The organism is Streptomyces sp. NPDC104761, assembly GCF_055583445.1.
The window spans coordinates 156591-178067 of record NZ_JBVJNZ010000018.1; the positions used below are offsets into that span (position 1 = coordinate 156591).

Annotated in this window: 16 protein-coding genes; 11 read left to right on the top strand and 5 right to left on the bottom strand. The window is 71.9% G+C overall.

Annotation, left to right across the window (positions count from 1 at the left end; translation table 11 throughout):
- Positions 1 to 10 precede the first annotated feature (10 nt).
- Positions 11 to 1546 (top strand): 4-hydroxyphenylacetate 3-hydroxylase family protein, encoded by a 1536-nt coding sequence (locus ACZ63F_RS36780; protein WP_469717893.1) that lies wholly within the window; start codon positions 11 to 13, stop codon positions 1544 to 1546.
- A gap of 19 nt (positions 1547 to 1565) precedes the next feature.
- Here the strand turns inward: ACZ63F_RS36780 and ACZ63F_RS36785 are convergent, their stop codons facing one another.
- From ACZ63F_RS36785 to ACZ63F_RS36800, 4 genes are all read right to left on the bottom strand, one after another.
- Positions 1566 to 3785, bottom strand: coding sequence for a helix-turn-helix transcriptional regulator (locus tag ACZ63F_RS36785; protein ID WP_469717894.1), 2220 nt, complete (start codon positions 3783 to 3785; stop codon positions 1566 to 1568).
- Between the two features lie 134 nt (positions 3786 to 3919).
- Positions 3920 to 4408, bottom strand: coding sequence for a flavin reductase family protein (locus tag ACZ63F_RS36790; protein WP_469717895.1), 489 nt, complete (start codon positions 4406 to 4408; stop codon positions 3920 to 3922).
- Positions 4409 to 4514: 106 nt separating this feature from the next.
- Positions 4515 to 5384: a dioxygenase family protein gene (locus ACZ63F_RS36795; RefSeq protein ID WP_469717897.1), complete on the bottom strand. Its 870-nt coding sequence runs from the start codon at positions 5382 to 5384 to the stop codon at positions 4515 to 4517.
- The gene (locus tag ACZ63F_RS36800) at positions 5377 to 6510 is read right to left on the bottom strand and encodes a maleylacetate reductase (protein ID WP_469717898.1); all 1134 of its coding nucleotides are present in this window, start codon (positions 6508 to 6510) and stop codon (positions 5377 to 5379) included. The genes ACZ63F_RS36795 and ACZ63F_RS36800 overlap by 8 nt, the downstream gene beginning before the upstream one ends.
- Positions 6511 to 7056: 546 nt before the next feature.
- Between ACZ63F_RS36800 and ACZ63F_RS36805 the strand changes: the two genes are divergently transcribed.
- The 7 genes from ACZ63F_RS36805 (at position 7057) to ACZ63F_RS36835 (ending at position 17139) form a co-directional block, all read left to right on the top strand.
- A complete protein-coding gene (locus ACZ63F_RS36805) occupies positions 7057 to 9234 on the top strand; it encodes a SpoIIE family protein phosphatase (protein ID WP_469717899.1) in 2178 nt (725 codons plus the stop codon).
- Positions 9235 to 9308: 74 nt separating this feature from the next.
- The gene (locus tag ACZ63F_RS36810; protein WP_469717901.1) at positions 9309 to 9998 is read left to right on the top strand and encodes a TetR/AcrR family transcriptional regulator; all 690 of its coding nucleotides are present in this window, start codon (positions 9309 to 9311) and stop codon (positions 9996 to 9998) included.
- Complete coding sequence (locus tag ACZ63F_RS36815; protein WP_469717902.1) at positions 9995 to 10750, top strand: SDR family NAD(P)-dependent oxidoreductase; 756 nt, start codon at positions 9995 to 9997, stop codon at positions 10748 to 10750. The genes ACZ63F_RS36810 and ACZ63F_RS36815 overlap by 4 nt, the downstream gene beginning before the upstream one ends.
- Positions 10751 to 10809: 59 nt before the next feature.
- The gene (locus ACZ63F_RS36820; RefSeq protein WP_469717904.1) at positions 10810 to 11685 is read left to right on the top strand and encodes an ABC transporter substrate-binding protein; all 876 of its coding nucleotides are present in this window, start codon (positions 10810 to 10812) and stop codon (positions 11683 to 11685) included.
- A gap of 693 nt (positions 11686 to 12378) precedes the next feature.
- Positions 12379 to 15123, top strand: coding sequence for a multifunctional oxoglutarate decarboxylase/oxoglutarate dehydrogenase thiamine pyrophosphate-binding subunit/dihydrolipoyllysine-residue succinyltransferase subunit (locus ACZ63F_RS36825; protein WP_469717905.1), 2745 nt, complete (start codon positions 12379 to 12381; stop codon positions 15121 to 15123).
- 7 nt (positions 15124 to 15130) lie between these two features.
- Positions 15131 to 15553 (top strand): 1-deoxy-D-xylulose-5-phosphate synthase N-terminal domain-containing protein, encoded by a 423-nt coding sequence (locus ACZ63F_RS36830; protein ID WP_469717907.1) that lies wholly within the window; start codon positions 15131 to 15133, stop codon positions 15551 to 15553.
- Between the two features lie 53 nt (positions 15554 to 15606).
- The gene (locus tag ACZ63F_RS36835; protein WP_469717908.1) at positions 15607 to 17139 is read left to right on the top strand and encodes an SLAC1 family transporter; all 1533 of its coding nucleotides are present in this window, start codon (positions 15607 to 15609) and stop codon (positions 17137 to 17139) included.
- Positions 17140 to 17212: 73 nt separating this feature from the next.
- Here ACZ63F_RS36835 and ACZ63F_RS36840 read toward each other — a convergent pair whose 3' ends face one another.
- A complete protein-coding gene (locus tag ACZ63F_RS36840; RefSeq protein WP_469717910.1) occupies positions 17213 to 18358 on the bottom strand; it encodes a TDT family transporter in 1146 nt (381 codons plus the stop codon).
- Between the two features lie 461 nt (positions 18359 to 18819).
- Here ACZ63F_RS36840 and ACZ63F_RS36845 point away from each other — a divergent pair, with 461 nt between their 5' ends.
- The 3 genes from ACZ63F_RS36845 to ACZ63F_RS36855 all read left to right on the top strand — a co-directional run bounded on the left by ACZ63F_RS36845 (position 18820) and on the right by ACZ63F_RS36855 (position 21467).
- Positions 18820 to 19824 carry a GlxA family transcriptional regulator gene (locus ACZ63F_RS36845; RefSeq protein WP_469717911.1) on the top strand — a complete coding sequence of 335 codons (1005 nt, stop codon included), beginning with the start codon at positions 18820 to 18822 and terminating at the stop codon, positions 19822 to 19824.
- 375 nt (positions 19825 to 20199) lie between these two features.
- Positions 20200 to 20928 (top strand): DNA-3-methyladenine glycosylase, encoded by a 729-nt coding sequence (locus ACZ63F_RS36850; protein WP_469717914.1) that lies wholly within the window; start codon positions 20200 to 20202, stop codon positions 20926 to 20928.
- Positions 20929 to 21011: 83 nt separating this feature from the next.
- A complete protein-coding gene (locus tag ACZ63F_RS36855) occupies positions 21012 to 21467 on the top strand; it encodes a DUF6884 domain-containing protein (protein WP_469717916.1) in 456 nt (151 codons plus the stop codon).
- Positions 21468 to 21477 lie beyond the last annotated feature (10 nt).

The following is a 21477-nucleotide window of genomic DNA, read 5'->3' on the forward strand; positions in this document are numbered from 1 at the left end:
GGAGCACGACGTGCGTACAGGCAAGGAATACCTCGCGGCACTGAGCGACGGCCGCACGGTGTGGGTGGGTGACGAACTCGTCGACGACGTGTCCACGCACCCCAAGACCAGGGCGTACGCCCGGAGCATCGCGGACTTCTACGACCTGCACCACCGTCCCGACCTCCAGGACGTCATGACGTTCCTGGACGAGGACGGTGTCCGGCGGTCCATGACATGGTTCCAGCACCGCTCCAAGGAGGACCTGCTGCGCAAGCGGCGCTACCTGGAGACGGTGCAGCGGGAACTGGGCGGCGGTGCGATCCCGCGCACGCCGGACGTCAACAACTACGTCCTGCTGACCTACGTCGACGACCCCGAGCCCTGGAGCAGCCAGTCCGTCGGGACCGACGGGCGGGACCTCACCGGTGGGATCCTCGACTTCTGGAACGTGATGCGGGACGGCGACCTCAACGCGACGCCGGCCTTCGTCGACCCGCAGGCGGACCGCTCGCGCGATTCCGCACAGGCCACCTCCCCCGCACTGCGGGTGGTCGCCACCTCGGACGAGGGCATCACCGTGCGGGGCGTGAAGTCGATCAGCACCGGCGCGGCCTTCGGGGACTGGATCCACATCGGCGTCTTCTACCGCCCCGGCATCGTGTCGGAGCAGATCGTCTACGGGGCGGTGAAGCCCAACACCCCCGGGGTCACCATCATCTGCCGCGAGAGCAACGTCCGCGACGGCGAGGAGGTGGAGCACCCGCTCGCCTCGCGGGGTGACGAGCTGGACAGCATCATCGTGTTCGAGGACGTGCTCATCCCCTGGAACCGGGTCTTCCACATCGGCAACCCCCAGCACGCCTCGCTGTACCCGCAGCGCGTCTTCGACTGGTTGCACTACCACTCGCTGGTGCGTGCCATGGTCAAGGCCGAGCTGATGCTCGGTCTGGCCCTGCTGATCACCGAGCACATCGGAACCTACCAACTGCCGCCCGTCCAGGCGCGGATCGCCCGGTTCGCCGGCTTCCTCCAGACGCTCAAGGCGCATGTGATCGCCTCGGAGGACGAAGGGTTCTTCACTCCCGGCGGCATCTACAAACCGAACGTCCTGATGTTCGACTTCGGGCGGGCGTACTACATCGAGCACATCACCGACCTGACCCACGAGCTCATCGACCTGTCCGGTCGTGCCGCGCTCATCTATCCCACCGAGGGGCAGTGGGAGCGGCCCGAACTGCGGCCGTGGCTGACGGCGCTGCAGACCGGACCGGTCGGCAGGCCGCACGACCGGCTGAAGATCAGCCGGGTGATCCGCGACATGTTCCTGTCCGACTGGGGCGACCGCATCAGCACCTTCGAGAACTTCAACGGCACGCCCCTGCTGGCCATCCGAAGCCTCACGATGAAACGTGCCGAGATGTCCCCCACCGGCAGCATGGCGGACCTCGCGCGCAAGGTCTGCGGCATCGAGAGCGTGAGCAGCGACGGGGAGCAGGAGACCGCGTACCTCGCCCAGGCGGACTACGCCCGACGCCAGGACGCCTCTCGTCAGAACGCCTCGTAGCAGAACGCCGGGGCCCGGGTCAGAGCATGCCGCACTCCCGGGCCCTGGCGACCGCTGCGCTCCGGTCGTGCGCACCGAGTTTACGGAAGACCGCCCGTACCTGTGTCTTGACGGTGTTGTGGGACACGTAGAACTCGGCGGCGATCTCACGCAGTGTCAGCGGACCGCACAGGGCGCGGAGCACCCGGCGCTCGCCGAGCGACAGCTCCTGGGCGCCGCACACGGCGAGCGGCACGACGGTGTCCTCCCCGACCCCCCCGAGCAGATCCGTGAGCACTCCTGGTGACTCGCACCGGGCCGCTGCCCGCTCGGCCGCCTCACGGGCTTCCCGCGCGGTGTCCGCGTCGCGTCGCGCAGTGGCAAGCCGTGCCCGCGTGCCGTGATACAAGGCGTGCATCTGGGGTTCGCTGCCTGTCCTGGACGAGTCCGCCAGCGCCGCTTCCGCATCGGCCAGGGTCCGTTCGGCCTCGTCGGCCCGTCCCTCGTCGAGGAGCAGGCCGGCCCTGCCGATGTAGGCGGGCGCCGCGACGAAGTGCCGCTCCAGCCCGGCCGTCCCGGCCGCGTCCAGGGCTTCGTCGCTCAGCATGCGCGCCGGCTCATGGCGTCCGGCCAGCAGGGCGCACAGCGCCCGCAGCCCCAGCGCGCGGACGAGCGTCAGGGCGTGCCCGGCCGCATGCGCGTCACGGGTCGCCTCGCCGAGCAGCGCCTCGGCCTCCTCGTAGCGGGAGGTCCACAGCAGAGCGGTACCGCGGGCCGTACAGGCCAGGGCACGCCAGGAAGTCAACGGGACGGTGCCGGCGAAGACGGTTTCGGCGAGACGGCCGCCGGTCAGGACCTCCCCCTCCAGCCAGCAGGCCACGGCCCGGGCGACGGCCGCCGCGTCGCACACCGTGCTGCCCTCGCCGACCTTCTTTGCTCCCGGCCCCCTGAGCCGGACCACGTCCAGCCAGCGCCTGGCCGTCCCCGGAGCACCCCCTGACAGGGCCGCCATCGCCGACACGACACACAGTCTTGCGTCGGCGGCGACCGTGCGGAGCGGCAGGAGCTCCAGCCATTGCCTGACCTCGTGACCGCGGCCTGCCGAGATCGCCTGTTCCCAGCCGTGGAGTATCGACGCGACGGCGGCGGCCTCGTCACCGCCGCGCACCCAGTGCCGTACGGCCGCGGTCGTCTCGCCCTGCCGTGAATACCACCGAGCCGCCGTCCTGTGCAACGACACGGCGGTCTCCCGCCCTTCGGATCCGAGAAGGTCGCACAGCAGCGCGGACAGTGCGCGGTGCCGCCGGTATGCCGAGGGATCGGCGGCCACGGGTACGAGCAGTTGGACGGTCCGTGCGAGCTCGCGCAGCAGTACGCCCGCCCGGTCCCCGGCGAGGGCTCGGCACGGCCCGGCACTCAACTCGTCGAGCACACTGGTACGGAGCAGGAACTCGCGCTGCTCGGTGGTGAGCCGCTGGAGCACCTCGGTGGCCAGGTACTCGGTGACCGCTCGCCTGCCGCGGGCCAGGTCGGCCGCCGTGTCGGCGTCGTCCGACGAGCGAGCGAGGGTACGGCCCATGATGCACAGCGCCGCCGGCCACCCCTCGGTGGTCTCGTACACCGCGCTCAACGTGTTCGGGGCCGGAGCGGACCCGAGCAGATCGGTGAGCACGGCCTGCGCCTCCTCGGGGGTGAAGGCCAGGTCGTGCCGGTCGAGTTCGGCGATCGCTCCCCGGGCGCGCAGGGTCGGTACGGGTCCGCCCGGAACGTGACGGGTCGACAGAACGACGCGAAAGCCCTGCGGAAGCCTGGTCAGGAGATCCGAAAGGCTGCGGACCGCATCGACGTCCGTGATCGATTCCACTCCGTCGAGTATCAGCGCGAGCGGTCCCTGTCCGTCCAGTCCGCTCACGAGGCTCGGCAGGATCTCCTCGAGCCACGCGTCGAGTGTCCACTCGCCGCCATGGGAGCGGACGGGCAGTTCCGGACGTACGTGCTGCAACGCCCGCAGGATGCCGGCCCAGAGCCGGCCCGGGGCGTTGTCGGACGCGTCCAGGCTGAGCCAGGCGCACGCGCCACGCGTTGCGAGGCTTCGCGACCACTCGGTCAGGAGCACCGTCTTTCCGGCACCGGCGGGCGCGGAGACCACCACCACGGGCTCGGTCGACGCGTCCAGCCGGCGCAGCAGCCGGGGGCGGGTCAGCCGGTGCGGGGGCTGGTCCCCAGGACGCAGCTTGAAGGTCGGCACGGAACTGGTCATGGCACCTTCGGTGGACTCGTCGGGACTGGTGGAGCCCCCGGCGTCCGTGGCTCGCCTGCAGGAGCCGGACGCCGGGGGCCGTGGTGGACCGGGGCAGGGATACGGCAGCCTTCGTCGGGCCGCCGGCACCCGCGCTAGCAGGGGGGCCTGAGCGTGCCGAAGTCTCCGCCGAAGTGGAGCAGCGGCCGGCCTTCCATCCGGTGTTCGAAGTGGCGGACGTCGCCCACGAATATGGTGTGATCGCCGCCGGGCAGCGCCGCGGCGACATCGCACACGACAGCCGCGATGGCGTCCTTCAGGACCGGCACGCCGTGGTCGTCGACGGTCTCCACACCCGCGAACTTGTCCGGCTTGGAAGCGGCGAAGTTCCGTGCGAGGTGCTCGCTGTCCTCGCCGAGGACGTTGACGGCGAAGCGACCGTGCTCCGCGATCGCGGTCCGGGTGTAGAGCTGGTTGCCGATGCACACGATCAGTTGGAGCGGCTCGAGGGACAGCGCGGAGACGGCGCTCGCCGTCATGCCGATGGGCGTGCTGCCCGAGCATGTGGTGATCACGCTGACACCCGTGGCGAGCCGGCTCATCGTGGCTCGGAACCCGAAGACGACATCAAGGGTTTCACTCATGTGAGGACCTCCGTGAATTCGGGGCTGAACCCCGCGGTGTGATGAAGTGTTCGACGTCGGCCGTCCTCGTGGACGACCGGCTCCCGTCGTGGTGGCGCCGTGGGGATCAGTCCGTGACGAGGGGTTCGAGGACGAAGGTGTGGCGCAGCAGGGTGTACGGCACGTCGGTCATGCCCCGGCAGGGACCGGCGTCGGCCGGGTAGGTGTCGTAGCGGTCGACCAGCGACTCCTTGACGCCGAACACCGGATCGGTGTCCAGGTGCGGGTCGTCCGAAGGGAAGAGCATGGTGGTCACGCGCTGGAATCCCGGCGCTTCGATCAGCAGGTGCACATGGGCGGGACGCATGAGCGACCTGCTGGTCGCGCTCATGAACTCGCCGACCGGGCCGTCACCGGGTATCGGGTAGCTGGACGGGCGGATGGAACGGAAAGCGAAGTGCCCCGTCTCGTCGGTACGGAACAGCGCACGCATGGCCGGCTCGTCCAGCCCGGGCACCTCCATGTCGTAGTGGCCGTCCGAGTCGCTGTGCCAGACGTCCACCGCCGCGTCGGCCACCGGCGCCCCCTCGTGGTCCACGACCCGTCCCTCGAAGAACAGCGGGGTACCGGACAGTCCCCCGGAGATGTCGGCGGCGTCGGCCTGCTGCGGCCTGTCCTCCCTGAAGTACGGGCCCAGCACGCTGTTCTGCGTGGCCTGGCTGGGGCGTCGGTTGGTCAGGGCGTCGACCAGCATGGTGACGCCGAGCACGTCGGACAGCAGGATGAACTCCTGACGCGCCGGGGTGCACGTCTGCCCGGTGCGCGTCAGGAAGTCGATTCCCCGGGCCCATTCGTCCTGCGTCAGTTCGACGTCGCGAACGAAGGCGTGCAGGTGCCGCACCAGTGATTCCAGGATCTCGGCGACGCGGGAGTCCTTGGTGTCCCGCATGGTCGAGATCACGGCCTCGGTGATGGTGTCGCTGGTCAGATCACGCATGACGCGCTCCCGTAGTGGTGGGGTGGTGGACCGCGGACGCGGTCCGGGGATGTCCGTCGCCGGGTGATGTGCACGGCGGCTGCCCGGCCCAGGCGCGGGTCAGGAGGGCGCGTACCGCCGTCTGTTCGACTGGTCGCGGGTTCCAGTAGCCGTCCCGCACGATGAGTTCGGCCGCCTGCTCGATGCCCGATTCCGGCATGCCGAGGTCCCGCAGTGCCCTGGGGGCGCCGAGCCGTCCCGCGAAGTCGAAGAGTCCCTTCGCGGCGTCGGCCGCCGACAGCGCCCTTGCGATGCGTGCCATGGCCTCGGGCGCCGCGGGTGCGTTGTAGGCGACCACGTGCGGCAGCACGACCGCGTGGGTTTCGGCGTGCGGAAGCCCGAACGTGCCGCCCAGGACATGGCACACCTTGTGGTGCAGGGCCATGCCCACCGTGCCGAGGCACGTGCCCGCCAGCCACGCCCCGTACAGAGCATCGGCCCGCGCCTCGCCGTCGTCCGGACGTGGTGCGACGACCGGGAGGGAGCGGATGAGGGATTCGAGCGCTTCACCGGCCATCAGGTGGGCGAGCGGGTCCCGGTCCTGTGCGTAGAGGGCCTCCACCGCGTGCGCCATCGCGTTGATGCCGCTGACCACCGATGCCGCCGCGGGAAACGTGAACGTCAGGTCGACGTCGTACACCACGGTCTTCGGCAGCACTTCCGGCAGCCGGCGGGTCGTCTTGCGGCGCCCTTCGGTCTCCCCGAGGATCGGCGTCATCTCCGAGCCGGCGTACGTGGTGGGCAACGCCAGCTGTGGCAGCCCGGTCCGCAGAGCGATCGCCTTGCCGAGGCCGATCGTCGAGCCACCGCCGATGGCGAGCACCGAGTCCGCTCCCACGGTTCTGGCATACGCGACCGCCTTCTCCGTGACCTCGACGGGGGTGTGCGGAGCCGCTTGTGTGAAAGTTCCCACCGCCGCCGTACCCAGTACGTCGTGTACCTCCACTGCCTGGCCCGCTTGGCCAGGTGCGCACAGGATGAGCACGCGACGGCATCCAAGGGCAGCAGCCTCTTCAGGGATACGGATGCGCGTACCGCTGCCGAAGACCACCTTGGTGATCTGTCCTCGATGCACGAATGTCTTCATGAGAATTCCCCAGTCCCGCCGTCCGCTTGGAGCCAAGACTTTCGATGCCTGAACGAGGGGGGTCAACGTAATCCGCGGGGGATAACGGGCACTGGCGTCGAAATACCTTGTTCGTGCGACAGGCTCCGCGCCCGGGGCCTGCCGCTCTCGACGGACATCACTCGTCTGCGCGATGCGGTGGGTGTCCACGGGCTGGACCGTGGATCCGGACCTCTGTCAGGCGGACATGCCGGTCGAGGTCACCGGAACGGCGTCCGGCAGGTCCGCATTCCCGAGCGACGAGGGTTCGGGCCAAGGGACGCCGAACCGGGAATACGGCCGCCGTCCGTGCGTCTCACGGACCGGATGCGGACCGGTCCGGCGCGCACCTGACCGACGGCTGAGAGCCGGCCGTCGTCCCCACCCCCACCCTGGCCATGGGGCCGCCCGGACCTTCGCCGGCCTCGACGTACTGGAGCTGAACGAGGCCTTCGCCGCCCAGGTCCTCGGCTGCCTCGCCGAGCGGCCTCCGCGCGGGGTCGGCGGGTGCGGACGTACGGTACTGATATGTGCGCCATGCGGGAAGGCGGCGCGGCGCAGCCCCACGGGCCCCGCTCCCCTTCACCCACCGCCGGGTCGCTGCGCCGGGCCGAGCTGGACCGTCTGCTGGAGTTCGCCGTGCGCGACACGGGCATGCACGCGGGAGCGGTCTTCCTGCCGGCGTCCGACGGGCAGACCCTGCGGCTGGAGGTGACCGCAGGCATCCCGGCGGAGTATCTCGCGCCCTGGTTCGGGGTCCCGCTGGCGAGCCGCTTTCCCGTGACCGATGCGGTGCGCGAGCGGCGGCTCGTCTGGCTCGGCGACCCGGAAGAACTCGCCCGTCGCTATCCGCGCACGGCGATCGCCCTGCCTTACCACCATGCGGTGGCCGCGGCACCGCTCCTCACCGGAACCACGGTCTGGGGCGCGCTGCTGCTGTTCTGGCCCGGCGCCGGCGCCACCAGTACCGACGGCCCGAGCCCTGAACGGGTCCGTGCCTCCGGTCGGCGTCTGGCGCGGTTCCTGCGCGACGCCGCCGGCACCGGCCACGCCGTCGGCCCGGGACCCACGCCCCGCACCCTGGTGCAGCCGCCCGCCGGCAAACGGGGGCCGGCCGAGGCGCTCGCCGCGGCCGACCTCGTCGAGCGGCTGCCCTGGGGCAGTTGCTCCCTCGACCTCGAGGGCAGGTTCACGTACGTCAGCGCCACCGCCGCCGCCCTCCTGGGCGCGAGCAGCCCCGACGATCTGATCGGCACGCGTCCCTGGCAGTCCTTGCCCTGGTGCACCGACCCGGCCTTCGAGGACCACTTCCGCGCCACCGTGGTCAGCCGGAAGCCCGGCTACTACACCGCCATGCACCCGCCGGACCAGTGGCTCGCGTTCGAGCTCTATCCCGACGGCTCGGGGGTGAGCGTCCGCATATCGCCGACCGGTCCGGGCGGGGACTCGCAGCCGGGGCCCACCACGACGGAGACGTTCCAGGGCGAGCCGATCCGCTTGGGCGAGATCTACCGGGTGCTGCACCTGGCCGCCGCCCTGTCGGAAACCGTGGGCGTCTCGGACGTGGTCGATCTGGTCACCGAGGAGATGCTGCCGGCGTTCGGAGCCCGGACCGTCGCCCTGCTCGCGGCCGAGGACGGCAGAATGCGGGTCATCGGCCGCAGCGGCTACAACCCCTCGCTGCTCGAACACTTCGACGGCGTGCCGCTGACCCACCCGGCACCCGCGGTCCGGGTCCTCGCCACCGGCGTGCCCAGCTTCTTCGCCTCCTTCGACGAGCTGTCCCGGGCCTACCCGCCCGCCCCGCATCAGAAGGGCTTGCATGCCTGGGCGTTTCTGCCGCTGATCGCCTCCGGGCGTCCGGTGGGCTCGTGCGTGTTCGCCTTCGACCGGCCCCACCCCTTTCCCGACCGGCAGCGGGTCGTCTTCATCGCGCTCGCGGGACTGATCGCGCAGGCGCTGGAACGGGCCCGCCTGTACGACACCAGCAACGAACTCGCCAAGACCCTGCAGGCGGCCCTGCTCCCCGACTCGCTGCCCGACCTTCCCGGGCTGGATGTGGCGGCCCGCTATCTGCCCAGCGTCCGCGGCATGGACATCGGCGGCGACTTCTACGACCTGGTCCGCATCGACGACACCACCGCAGCCGCGGTCATCGGCGACGTCCAGGGCCACAACGTGACCGCCGCCGCGCTCATGGGCCGGGTGCGCCCCGCCATGCGCTCCCACGCCGCCTCGGGGGCCACGCCGTCACAGGCCCTCGCGCAGGCCAACCGCCAGCTGGTCGCCATGGACCCGGGCCGCTTCGTCAGTTGCCTCTACGCCCACCTCGACCTCGCCCGCCGCCGGGCCGTCCTCGCCACCGCCGGTCATCCCCCGCCCGTTGTGCGGCACCCGGACGGCCACGCCGAGGTCCTTGCGCTCCGACCCGGGGTGCTGCTCGGCATCGACCCCGACGCGGACTATCCCCCCATCGAGATCCCGCTGACCCCCGGCACCGTCCTCGCCCTGTACACGGACGGCCTCGTCGAGACTCCCGGGGTCGACATGGACGACGCCTTGTCCGGGCTCGCCACCCAGCTCGGCCGGGCCTCGGCCCAGCCCATGGACCGGCTCGCCACGACCCTGATCGACCATGCACGGCAGACCGCGCCCCGGACGGACGACATCGCCCTGCTGCTCATCGGGCTCGCCACCGCCGGGTAGCGCCCCGGCCACCTCGCCGGCAGGCACTTGGGACGTACGGCATGCCTTGACAGCGAGAGAGACGGAGGACAACGATGGGAACTATGGAAACTAATCCAGTTTCTCGAGTTTCCCACAGTGACGAGCGGCGTGCGGACGTGATCGTGGAGGCGGCCGGCCGGCTGTTCTTCGGGGCGGGTTTCGCGCGGGCGAGCATGGACGATCTCGCTCGTGAGCTCGGGATGAGCAAGAAGACGATCTACCGTCACTTCCCTGACAAGCGCAGCCTGCTGGCCGCGGTGCTGGACCGCCAGTTCGCCGCGGTGGAGCGCACGCTGGTGGCGGCGACCGAGGACGCTGCAGGGCAGCCGTTCGCTGTGCGGGTGCAGCGGTTCCTGATCGCGGCGGGCAGCGAGCTCGGGCGGATCGGCGCGCCGCAGCTCGCGACCGGGCGGGGAGACACGATGCTGCGCCAGTACGTGGAGCAGCGGGTGGACGCGGTGGTCTACCAGCGGCTCGACGAGCTGTTCCGGGAGGGACACCAGCAGGGCTTGCTGCAGGCGCCGCCCGAGCTGCTGAGTGAGATCACCCGCGGCGCGTTGGAGCGGCTGCTCATGTCGGAACTGCCGCGCGAGCTGGACTGGACCGCGGCCGATCTGCTGCGGGCGACCGTCGACACCGTGCTGTACGGGGCGATCCGCCCGACAGGCCGGGGCATCGACGACGAACACCCCCGGGCGGTCGTACCGACGGCCCGCGACGACGATCAGGAGGCGGGCCCATGACCGGGACGACCAGCAGGGTGGCATTGGTGACGGGGGCCAGCAGCGGAATCGGCGCGGCCACGGCGCGACTTCTGGCCGCGCGAGGAATGCGCGTCGCGGTCAACTACCTCCGCAACACCAAGGCGGCCGAGGAGGTCGTGGCCGACATCGAGGCCGCGGGCGGCCAGGCCATGGCCATGCAGGCCGACGTGCGCGAGGAGGCGGCCGTCGAGAGCATGGTCGGCCAGGTCCAGGCGGCTTGGGGCGGCATCGACGTGCTCGTGCACAACGCGCTCATCCCGTATGCGGTCAAGCCGTTCCAGGACATGACGTGGGAAGAACTGGGCGGCAAGATCGACGCCGAGATGCACGCGGCGTTCGCGGTCACCAAAGCCGTACTGCCCAACATGACCGAACGAGGGTGGGGACGCCTCATCTACATGGGCACCGGACTCAGCCGCCTGCCTCGGGCGGGCATGATCGCGCTGGGCGTTTCCAAGGCCGCGGTCGAGCAGTTCGCCCGGTATCTCGCCCAGGAACTCGGCCCGCAGGGCATCACGGTCAACGTCGTCTCGCCCGGCCCGGTGGAGTCCCGCACCGCCGACGCCGTGCTCGACGACGCGACGAGGCAGCGGCAGGTGGCCGCCACCCCCTTGGGCCGCCTGGCCCACCCGGCCGATGTCGCCCAGGCAGTCGCCTTCTACGCCGCCGAGGACAACTCCTTCATGACCGGTACCACGGCCGCGGTCAACGGCGGCATGGCCATGTACTGACGCCTTCGCCGACCTCCGCACACGCGGCCGAGCCCTTAAACCATCGAGGAAAGACGTTCATGCACACCATCGACCTGGCCTACGTCGGACGAGGCCTGCACGAGGAGCTGGCCGCCTACATCGCCGACCAGCAGGACTACTACGCCGAGGAGGGTGTCCACGTCGCGCTGCGCGACGGCTGCACCTGGGACGTGGAACGGCTGCGCCGCTGCGCCACCATCGGGCTCGGCCGGGCACTGCTGTCACGACTGACCGACGGCACCCCGTGGGTCGCACTCAGTGTCAACACCCACCGCCCGCTGTTCTGGTTCCTCGCCCGCCCCGGCCTGACGTCCCTGGCCGACCTGGCCGGGCGACGGCTGGCGGTCCACGCCCCGCACACCCCGCCCGGCGCGTTCGCCCGGATCGTGCTGCGTAAGGCCGGCCTCGACCCGGACCGTGACGTGAAGACCATCGTCCGCTCGCCCGGCGACTACGGCATGGATCTGCGCCGGCTCAACGACGGCAGCATCGACGCCGCCTACGTCGGCAGCACCATGGCACCGGAGGCGGTGGCCGCCGAGCACGGCTGGCAGGTGCTGGCCTGGGTCGGCGACCACTTCCAGATCCCCACCGTGGGCGTGGCCGTCGACCCCACCTACATCTCACCGGACGACCCTGCGGTCCAGGCCGTCGTACGAGCCCACCGGCGCGCCCTTCAGGTGATCCACGACGACCCCGACACCACGGTGCGCCACATGCAGACGTTCCTCGGCGGACAGACCGCGGAAGAGGCCCGAGCCCACTACGACGCGTTCATCGCGCCGCACTTCACCGCGGACGGCCAGGCCGACCTCGCCGTCGGCGACACGGCGATCACCGCCGTCGCCGCCGAACTCGGCGTCCCTGCCACCGTCACCGCGGCCGAGTTCTACCGCATCGCGGCCACAGCCTAGGCACCAGGAGTCGAGTCGTGGGGGGAAGCCCTGGGCTCGCGGGCCGATGGTGCCGCTCCGGCGACCGCGACCGCGGCGTGGTTCTTCTCAGGTATGGGTTTCCTCCCTCCGGACTGCCGTCGACCGGGGCTCTCCCGCCTCGGACGTGCCTACGCCGGTCGTGCGGAAACAGGCCCGGAACGGGGCACGGAAGCGGACGCTGAACTGGGACGGGCCACCCGGCTGTTGCATGGAGACGACCATGTCCTCGGCGACCGCCCGAGCGAGCTCCGCGCCGTAGTGGTCTTCGACGAGCGCCGGCGACAGGCCGATACCGGCGCTGCCCCCGCCGATGGCATCATCCGCCCGTCCCGCAGGAAGATGGCGCCCCGCTCCACCGGCCCGAGGCGCCCGCGGCCGGCACGGCCGCCGGCTCGGCGGCGAGCGCGTCGAGAATGAGCCAGGGTCGGTCATCCGGCCGCAAGCCCGTGGCAGGCCGTCACCCGGCCGATGTCCCGATGTGAGGCCGTCGTGGCGCGCCCGGTCATCCGTCCGCGCACTCCCGGCGTCCTAGCGTCGTCAGTGCGACGCGGTCGAACGGGTCGGTCTCCGCAACGGGTGCGAAGTCCTCGAACACGTGACACGCAGGCGGACGACCGCCGTGGCCGCGTCCGCCATCCCAAGGCTTCGCAGAGGAAAGAAGGCGTTCGCGCCATGGCGTCGCAATCAGACACCGCTCGAGCAGCGTCTCACGGGCTGGACTTCGGGCTCAACGAATGGGTCGTGGACGAGCAGCGACGGCGCTACCTCCAGGACCCCGGCTCGGTCGACCAGACGTGGCGGGACTTCTTCGCCACCCTGGTGTCCCCGGCCGCCGCGGCCGCCCCGACCGCCTCAGCCCCACACCACGAGGGCACCGACGAGGCGGCACTCAAGGCGGTACGGGTCGCCGCGCTCATCCACGCCTATCGCGTGCGCGGGCACCTGATGGCAGGCACGGACCCGCTCATGGCGCGGCCCGCCTCCGCACATCCGGAACTCGACATCGCCGCGTTCGGACTCGACGAAGCGGACCGGGCCGAGGACTTCGCCGTGGACGGGTTCGCCGGGCACACCACGATGACACTCGACGAAGTGCTCGGGGCGTTGCGGGAGTTCTACTGCCGCACCGCCGGGTTCGAGTACATGCACATCCAGGAAGCCCGGGAACGCCGCTGGATCCAGCAACGCGTCGAGGGGCCGCAGCGCCGCCCGGACCGTGCCGGACAGCTGCGGATCCTCTACCGGTTGGGGGCCGCGGAGGCCTTCGAGACGTTCCTGCAGACCAAGTACGTGGGCCAGAAGCGGTACTCGCTCGAAGGCGGCGAGTCGGCCATCGTGCTGCTCGACGCCCTGTTGCTCCGCGCCATCGAAGGCGGTGTCCAGGAAGCCGTCATCGGGATGGCGCACCGCGGCCGGCTCAACGTCCTGGCCAACATCATCGGCAAGTCCTACGGCCAGATCTTCGACGAGTTCGAGGACGCGGTGGACATACGGTCGGTCCAGGGCTCGGGGGACGTGAAGTACCACCTCGGCGCGGAGGGCACCTACCGTGCCCTGGACGGCCGCACCATCGCCGTCTCGGTCGTGGCGAACCCCTCGCACCTGGAGATCGTGGGGCCGGTGACCCAGGGCGTGGTGCGCGCCAAGCAGGACCTGGCCGGGGACCAGGGCGAGCCCTTCCCCGTACTGCCGGTCGTCCTCCACGGCGACGCGGCCTTCGCCGGCCAGGGCGTGGTCGCCGAGACCCTGAACATGTCGCAACTGCCGGGCTACCGCACGGGCGGGACGGTCCACGTGGTCGTCAACAACCAGGTCGGCTTCACCACCCTGCCCCCCAACGGCCGTTCGAGCACGTACGCCACCCATGTGGCCCGGATGGTGGAGGCCCCGATCTTCCACGTCAACGGCGACGACCCGGAAGCCGTCGACCGGGTCGCACGGATGGCCTTCGACTACCGCCAGACGTTCCACAAGGACGTCGTGGTCGATCTCGTCTGCTACCGGCGCCACGGGCACAGCGAGGTCGACGATCCGTCCATCACGCAGCCGATGATGTACGAACGCATCGACGCCAAGGCTTCGGTGCGCACGCTGTACGCCGCGGACCTCATACGCCGCGGGGACATCGGCGAGCGGCAGGTGGACAGTGCCCGCCGCAACTACCAGGATCACCTCGAACGGGCCTTCGCCGAGACCCGGGCGCTGCCCGCTCCCACACCGGCCGAAGGCCTTCCTCGCGCCGACACCGGACAGGCGGCCACCCCGCGCGCGGCGACCGCGATCGACGAGGCGACGGCCCGTCAGGTCATCGCATCGCAGACCGACCTGCCGCAGGGCTTCACCGTGCACCCACGTGTCCTGCCGCAGCTCCACCGGCGCACGGCGACACTCGACACCGGTGCCGTCGACTGGGCCACCGCGGAGACACTGGCGATCGGTTCGCTGCTGCTGGACGGCGTCCCGGTACGACTGGCCGGACAGGACTCCCGGCGCGGCACCTTCGGCCAGCGCCACGCCGTGCTGACCGACCGGCGCACCGGCGCGGAGCACACGCCGCTGAACTCCCTCGGCCCGCAGGCCGCGAGCTTCGCACCGTACGACTCGATGCTGTCCGAACTGGCAGCGCTGGCCTTCGAGTACGGCTATGCGCAGGCCCGTCCGAAAGCCCTGGTGCTGTGGGAGGCCCAGTTCGGTGACTTCGCCAACGGCGCGCAGACGGTCGTCGACGAGTACATCGCCTCGTCCGAGCAGAAGTGGGGCCAGCGCTCCGCAGTGACCATGCTGCTGCCTCACGGCCTGGAGGGCCAGGGCCCCGACCACTCCTCCGCCCGGATCGAACGCTTCCTGCAATTGTGCGCGCAGGACAACATGACCGTGGCCATGCCGTCCCTGCCGGGCAACTACTTCCACCTGCTCAGGCAGCAAGCGCTGGACGGCCGCAGGCCACTGGTGGTGTTCACCCCGAAGTCGATGCTGCGGTCGAAGGCGGCCGTCTCCGCCCTGGCCGAGTTCACCCACGGCGGCTTCCGCCCGGTCCTGCCGGACGACACGACGGACCCGGCCCGTGTCTCACGCGTGCTGCTGTGCTCGGGCAAGGTCTTCTACGACCTCGACGCCCACCGGCACGCCGTGGGCTCGACCGACACGGCGATCGTCCGCGTGGAGCGCCTCTACCCGTTCCCCGACGAGGAACTCGCGGCGGAACTCGCCCACTTCCCCGCGGCCGCGGACGTGCGGTGGGTGCAGGAGGAGCCGCAGAACCAGGGTGCGTGGTCGTTCGTCGCGCCCCGTCTGTCCCGGCTGACCCGGCGCGCCGTGGAGTGCGTGAGCCGGCCCGAGGCGCCCGCGCCCGCGGCCGGCTCGGCCCGCCGGCACGGCGTGGAGCAGAAGGCTCTCGTGACATCGGCCTTCCAGTGATCACGGCGTGGGTGCGCAGGGCCGCCAGGTGCTGCACTACCTCGGGCCCGTGGGCGGTCACGACATCACCGCCCTGGAACCAGCCCTGGAACGGGCCGAGGCCCATGGTGCCCCGGACGTCGTCCACCGCATCACGCGCAGGGGGCTCGGATACGCGGCGGCCGAACAGAACGAGGAGGACCACATGCACGGCATCGGCATCACCGCGGCCATGCCCGGCGCCGTCGGTCTCGACGACTTCGCCGCACGCTGCCCGGCACGGTTCCCCGACCTCGGGATCGCCGAGCAGCGTGCGGTCGCCTCGGCCGCTGGGATGGCCATGGCGGGCCTGCATCCGACGATCGCCCTGTACGGCACGTTCCTGAACCGCGCGGCCGTCACCGCGGTACCTGCCGGTCCCCGCGCCATCCCCGCACCCAAAAGACAATGAATTTCGCATACCAGTAAAATGCTTCTACCGCGAGAGCGGCCGGAGGATGGATCATGGCCAGGATCGTCTGCCGCAGAGTCGACGAACAGCCGCCGGACGTGGACGGTGAGGCCGGCGAGCGCGTGCTGGTCGACCGGGCCTGGCCGGAAGGAATGCGCCAGCAGGTCGCACCGTTCGACGAGTGGCTGCGGGAGGTCGCACCCTCCGTCGAGCTGCAGCGCTGGTACGGCGACAACCCCCGGCAGTTCGGTGAGTTCCGCCGCCGCTATCGCGCCGAACTGGGCGACCAGCGGCACCGGTACGCGGCCGCCCGGCTCCGGGACCTGGCCGAACACCACAGCCTCACCCTGCTGACCGCCACCGGGGACGTGGACCACAGCCATACCTCGGTCCTGGCCGAGTGGCTCGCCGAACCCGGCCCTCACGACGAGCGGCGCCAGGCTGCCGCCCCTGCCCTGCCCGGCCGAACCGCTCCCGGTCCCCCACCGCCCGGGCACCGGGCCGCCCTGTCCGAGGCGGTGACCGGCCTCAACCCGGGCGCGCTCGCGTTCGTCATGGGCACCGGCATCGTCTCCACCGCTCTGTACGTCAACGGTGCCTTCACCTTCTCCGCCGTACTGCTGTGGGTGGCCCTGGCCGGCTTCGCGCTCCTCGTGCCCGCGTACGGCTGGCGGCTGCTGCGCCGGCGCGAGCGGTTCGTCGCCGATCTCCTCGGGCCGCGTGCCTTCGCGTTCGTCACCCTCGCGATCTCCGCGAACGTGCTGGCCGCACGCCTCGTGCCGGACGGCCACACCGCGGTCGCCGGGGCGTTCCTGGCCTTCGGGACGCTGGGGTGGGTGGTGCTGGACTACGGCGTCCCGCTCGCGCTCGTCACCTCCCTGAGACGGGGCCCCTCGCTCGACCAGGTGAACGGCACCTGGTTCCTGTGGGCGGTGGGATCGGAGTCGGTCGCGGTCGCGGCGGCCTCGCTGGCCCGGGTGACCCCGGGACACGTGCCGGCCGTCCTGGCGGTGGTGTGCTGGGCCGTCGGCCTGGTGCAGTACCTGCTGACCGCCGCGCTGGTCCTGGCCCGGCTGCTGGTGCGGCCGGTGCAGCCGGAAGGCCTCATGACGTCCGTGTGGATCTTCATGGGGGCGGCGGCGATCGCCGTGCTCGCCGGCGTCCGGCTGATCGCGCTGCCGCCCGGCAGCACCATGCTGTCGCGGCCGCTCGTCACCGGAACGTCCGTCGTCCTGTGGGCCTTCTCCAGCTGGCTGATCCCGCTTTTGCTGGCACTGGGCGTCTGGCGGCACGCGCTGCGCCGGGTCCCGCTGCGCTACGAGCTCGGCTGGTGGAACCTCGTCTTCCCGGTCGGCATGTACGCGGTCACCACGCACGAGCTGGGACGCGCCACCGGGACCCCGTGGCTGACGAGCGCGGGGCGCTGGGAGGTCTGGATCGCCGCGGTGTTCTGGGCCGTCGTGTTCGCCGCCATGGTCCTCGGCAGGCTCCGGGCCCGTCCCACGGCCACGCGCGGATCCGCGGGTACGGGCCGTACCGCACGCCCGCGGAGCACGTCCCCGGCGGCGCCCGGAGCGCCGCCGTAGGACGCCCGGAGCGCCGCCGTAGGGACGGGTTCGGGCTACGTCCGTGCCGTGCGGAAGGGGTGCACGGGCCCTGTCATCGGCGGGCGCGGCCGCGCTGCCCGACGGCATGGCGCAGGGAGTGCCAGGAGACCATCGCCCAGGCGGCGACGAGCAGGACGTAGAGGACGACGGCGACGCAGACGAACAGCTGCGAACCGGTGCGCGTGGCGAGAGCGCTGGTGCCGGTGACGCAGGCGCCGAGGGGGAAGATGAAGGACCACCAGGTGGGCGCGAAGGGCAGCCCTCTGCGGATCTCCCGTACGGTCAGCGCCGTGGCCAGCACCAGCCACAGCAGGGCGAAGCCCCAGATCCCGAGCCCGCCGAGCAGCGCTGCGACCGCGGTCCCGCGGGCGTACGGGGCGGGCAGTGCGCTCGGCGCCGCAGTGGCCAGCGACGACAGTGCCGTCACCGCCTGGTCCAGCGCGCCCACACCGATCCACACCGTGGGGACCACCGCGCCACCGGGCGCTTCGTGATGCACCAGGCGGCTGTAGACCATGGCCAGCACCAGCAGGACCGCGACCAGTCCGAGCCCGAGCATCGCGTAGCAGCCCAGCAGCAGGGCCAGCCGCACCTGGCCGGCCGGCGCCCGCGGGACGAGCAGCGCGCCCGTCGCGGCGGAGACCATCGGCGGCACCACCGGCAGCAGCCAGCCGCCGAAGGCCGCGTCCGGCGTGAACCGGTGCCGCGTGACCATCAGGTACGGAACCGTGCAGGCGGTGGCGAGGCCCAGCACCGTACCGGCCGACCACAGCACCCAGTCCGCGTCGACCGCCGCACGCTCCCCGACCAGGCGCCGGCCGAGCAGAAGCGTTCCGGCCCCGACGACGAGCAGCGCCATCGGCGGCGCCCCGAAGAACTGCGCCAGTGCCGGATCTCCGGCATGCGCCCGCAGCCTCCGCTGCCCGGCATAGACGCCGGCGAGCACGATCAGCAGCAACGCGGTCCCCGCCCAGACAGCCGTGGCGGCCGCATCGAGCCCGGGGAGACCCCGCGGCAGGGTGGCGGCCGCGACGGCGACGATCCCGCTGCCCATGACGGCCGCGAACCAGCCGGGGCCGATCCCGCCCCGCTTCCTGTCACCCGCCGCGTGCGGCTGGTCACGTACCTGCGCGGACGATCCCGGGGCCGGGCCGATCCGGGCGTGGACTGCTCGACTGGGACTGCGGTGCGGTGTCACGGCTCGGAACGCCTTCTCTTCTCGTGTCGGATGCGTCACCGCCCTCGATCAGCGGCGGTGACCGGCCGGACCGCAGCCGACAGCCCTCGGGCCGCCACGGAGCCCGGCGGCCTGTTGGCGCCCCGACGCTACGGACGAACGCGGCTCGGGCCACAGCACCGCATGCGCCACGAGGCCCTCACACCAGGACATCGGGCACCGGGCGGGCCCGTACCACCTGACGGCCGGATGTCCCGATGTCCTCATCCGAGGGTGTTGTGGCCACAGGTACGGCCATGACGCCACGGCGGGCGATCGCTGACTGCGGGTGAGGCACCGGAACCCGGCGCCTCGGCACACGACGGGACGCGGCATCGTCCCGCACGGACGACGGCGACGCCCGCCATGGGGGCGGGCCGGGCGGCTCCGGGCGGATGATGGTCTCCTCCGCTGTGGGTCCCAGTCCGTCCGGGAGGCACACGATGAAGGACAGGCCGTCAGGCAGGAAGCCGCTCCTGGTGACCGTGCTGGTCTTCCCCGGCGTACGGCTGCTCGACGTCACCGGCCCGATCGAGGTGTTCACGACGGCCAACGACTTCGGCGGCCGGTACCGCGTGCGCACGGTCTCCCCCGACGGCGCCGACGTGGTCACCGCGGCCGGCACCGGACTGCGCGTCGACCTGGCTGCCGCGCAGGTGCGGGAGGCCGGCGACGTGGTGGTCGTCCCCGGCGGCCCGGAGTGGCCCTCCCTCGTCAAGGACGACGCCCTGCTGGACGCCATCAGGGCGCTCGACGCACGCGGCTGCCGCACCGCGTCCATCTGCACCGGAGCCTTCCTCCTCGCCGCGGCGGGACTGCTCGACGGACGCAGGGCAACCACGCACTGGCGCTTCGCCGACCAACTGGCCCTGCGCTATCCACTGGTGACCGTGGAGGCGGACGCCCTGTTCGTGCGAGACGGCCGCATCATGACCTCGGCCGGCGTCAGCTCGGGCATCGACCTCTCGCTCGCCCTGGTCGAGGAGCACCTCGGCGCCGATGTCGCCCGCGCCGTGGCCAAGGACATGGTCGTGTTCATGCAGCGGCCCGGCGGCCAGTCCCAGTTCAGTGTCCGCACCCGCACTCCGCGTGCGAGGCAGGAGATGCTGCGCCGGGTCCTGGACACGGTCGCCGAGGACCCGTCGGCCCCGCACACCCTTGCCGCCATGGCCCGCCGGGCCGGTGTGAGCGCCCGCCACATGTCACGCCTGTTCCACGAGGAGATGAGCACGACCCCCGCCCGCTACGTCGAGCAGGTCCGCCTGGAAGCCGCCCGGGCGATGCTGGAGGACGGCGACGACCCCATGGCCACGGTGGCCCGGCGTACCGGCTTCGGGTCACCCGAGTCGCTGCGCCGCGCCTTCACGCGGAACCTGGGCGTCACGCCGGGGGCCTATCGGGCACGCTTCCGGACCACGCACACCGCGGACGACGGCACACGCACCTGACCCCCCGGGAGGTGCCCGGCGCGCTCGGGACACCGCCGAGGTCCGGCACGCCCGCCGTGCCGGACGAGGCAGGTCAGGCCAAGTCGACGGTCCGCCCCGGCATCCGCTCCCCGACCGGCCGGCCGGTGGCGCACGCGCGCTCCGTGACGCTCACCGCGTACGCAAGGCGGGGATGCGCCGCCCGGACGCCCGCCGCGTCGGGCCGTGACCGTCCGCGGCCGGCGTCTCCGGCGGCGTCCCGGGCGCCCGGTTCGCATGTCCGTATCCGAGTGTCCTGCGGCCGCTTCCACGGCCATGGAGCGAGGCGAGGACAGCGCTGGGGATTCCGGGGCGGCCGTATCCGGCCGCCCCGGAATCCCGACAGGAGGCAGCGGTTTGACGGAGTATGGGACGGTCCCGGGCACGGCCGGGACCGATCACGAGCAGCTGCGGGCGTTCGACGAACCGCAGGCCGCGCCGGCCGGCCGGTCGGCCCTGCCCGAGCGCTTCTTCGACCGGCCCGCCGTCGAGGTGGCTCCCGAACTGCTGGGGGCTCTGGTGATCTCGCGTTCGCAGCGCGGAGTGACGGCGGTGCGTGTCACCGAGGTGGAGGCGTACGAAGGCCCGGACGATCCGGCCTCCCACGCGTTCCGCGGCCCGAACCGGACCAATCGGGCGGAGTTCGGAGCGCCGGGAACCTTCTACGTGTACCGGACCCACGCGGTGCACCGGTGCCTGAACGTCGTCTGCGGACCCGGCGGGCGTCCCGCTTCGGTGCTGCTCCGCGCCGGCACCGTGGTGCAGGGCGCGGACCTCGCCCGGGAACGCCGTGGGCCCGGGCTGCGGGCACGCGACCTGGGCCGTGGCCCGGCCAACCTCGCCCGGGCGCTGGGCATCGCGGATCTGCGTCATGACGGGCGGCCGGCGTGCGACGGGACGGCGGAGCTGTTCCTCGCGGAGCCCACCGGCGGTGTTCCGTCCGCGCGGATCGGCCGTGGGCCGCGGACGGGGGTGGGCGGTCCTGCCGCCTGGTACCCCTGGCGCTTCTGGGTGCTGGGCGAGCCGAGCGTCAGCCCCTACCGGCCGCACCCCGGGTCCCGCAGCCGCAGACCTGCGACGTGCTGACCCCACCGCCCGCCCGGCGCCCGCGGGAACTGGGCGCACCCACCGGTACCGATCACATCGCACCCACAGACAGGACGACAGGCATGACCGCGAACGGCCGCCCCGACCACCTCGAACCACAACTCGTCGTCATTCCCTGCGGCAGCCGCAAACTGGGCCGGCCCGCGCGCGCGGCGGACATGTACACGGGCACCTACCACCGGGCATGCCGCAAGGCAGCGGACGCTCTCCGCCCCGGCCTGCTGCTCGTCCTCTCCGCACGCCACGGTCTCCTCGACCTCGATGACGTCATCGAGCCGTACGACACACCCCATGGCGCGGCCGACGCGGTGACCGCCCAGATCCTGCTGGAGCAGGCGACCGTGCGTGACATCGTGGGCCTCGGCCCCGTGGTGGCCCTGGGCGGTGCACGGCATACCGGCCTCGTGCGCTCCGTCTGGCCGCACGCCCGCACGCCGTTGGCCGGCGCGCGCGGCATGGGCGAGCAGATGGCCAGGCTCGCGGCCATACGCGAGGCACGGGGGCTGCCACCGGCATGACGGTTCGCGC

Bases quoted from the DNA above. Each gene is read 5' to 3' on its own strand.
- ACZ63F_RS36785 (WP_469717894.1), bottom strand. From the start codon at position 3,785: ATGACCAGTTCCGTGCCGACCTTCAAGCTGCGTCCTGGGGACCAGCCC.
- ACZ63F_RS36790 (WP_469717895.1), bottom strand. From the start codon at position 4,408: ATGAGTGAAACCCTTGATGTCGTCTTCGGGTTCCGAGCCACGATGAGC.
- ACZ63F_RS36795 (WP_469717897.1), bottom strand. From the start codon at position 5,384: ATGCGTGATCTGACCAGCGACACCATCACCGAGGCCGTGATCTCGACC.
- ACZ63F_RS36800 (WP_469717898.1), bottom strand. From the start codon at position 6,510: ATGAAGACATTCGTGCATCGAGGACAGATCACCAAGGTGGTCTTCGGC.
- ACZ63F_RS36805 (WP_469717899.1), top strand. From the start codon at position 7,057: ATGTGCGCCATGCGGGAAGGCGGCGCGGCGCAGCCCCACGGGCCCCGC.
- ACZ63F_RS36810 (WP_469717901.1), top strand. From the start codon at position 9,309: ATGGGAACTATGGAAACTAATCCAGTTTCTCGAGTTTCCCACAGTGAC.
- ACZ63F_RS36815 (WP_469717902.1), top strand. From the start codon at position 9,995: ATGACCGGGACGACCAGCAGGGTGGCATTGGTGACGGGGGCCAGCAGC.
- ACZ63F_RS36820 (WP_469717904.1), top strand. From the start codon at position 10,810: ATGCACACCATCGACCTGGCCTACGTCGGACGAGGCCTGCACGAGGAG.
- ACZ63F_RS36825 (WP_469717905.1), top strand. From the start codon at position 12,379: ATGGCGTCGCAATCAGACACCGCTCGAGCAGCGTCTCACGGGCTGGAC.
- ACZ63F_RS36835 (WP_469717908.1), top strand. From the start codon at position 15,607: ATGGCCAGGATCGTCTGCCGCAGAGTCGACGAACAGCCGCCGGACGTG.
- ACZ63F_RS36845 (WP_469717911.1), top strand. From the start codon at position 18,820: ATGAAGGACAGGCCGTCAGGCAGGAAGCCGCTCCTGGTGACCGTGCTG.
- ACZ63F_RS36855 (WP_469717916.1), top strand. From the start codon at position 21,012: ATGACCGCGAACGGCCGCCCCGACCACCTCGAACCACAACTCGTCGTC.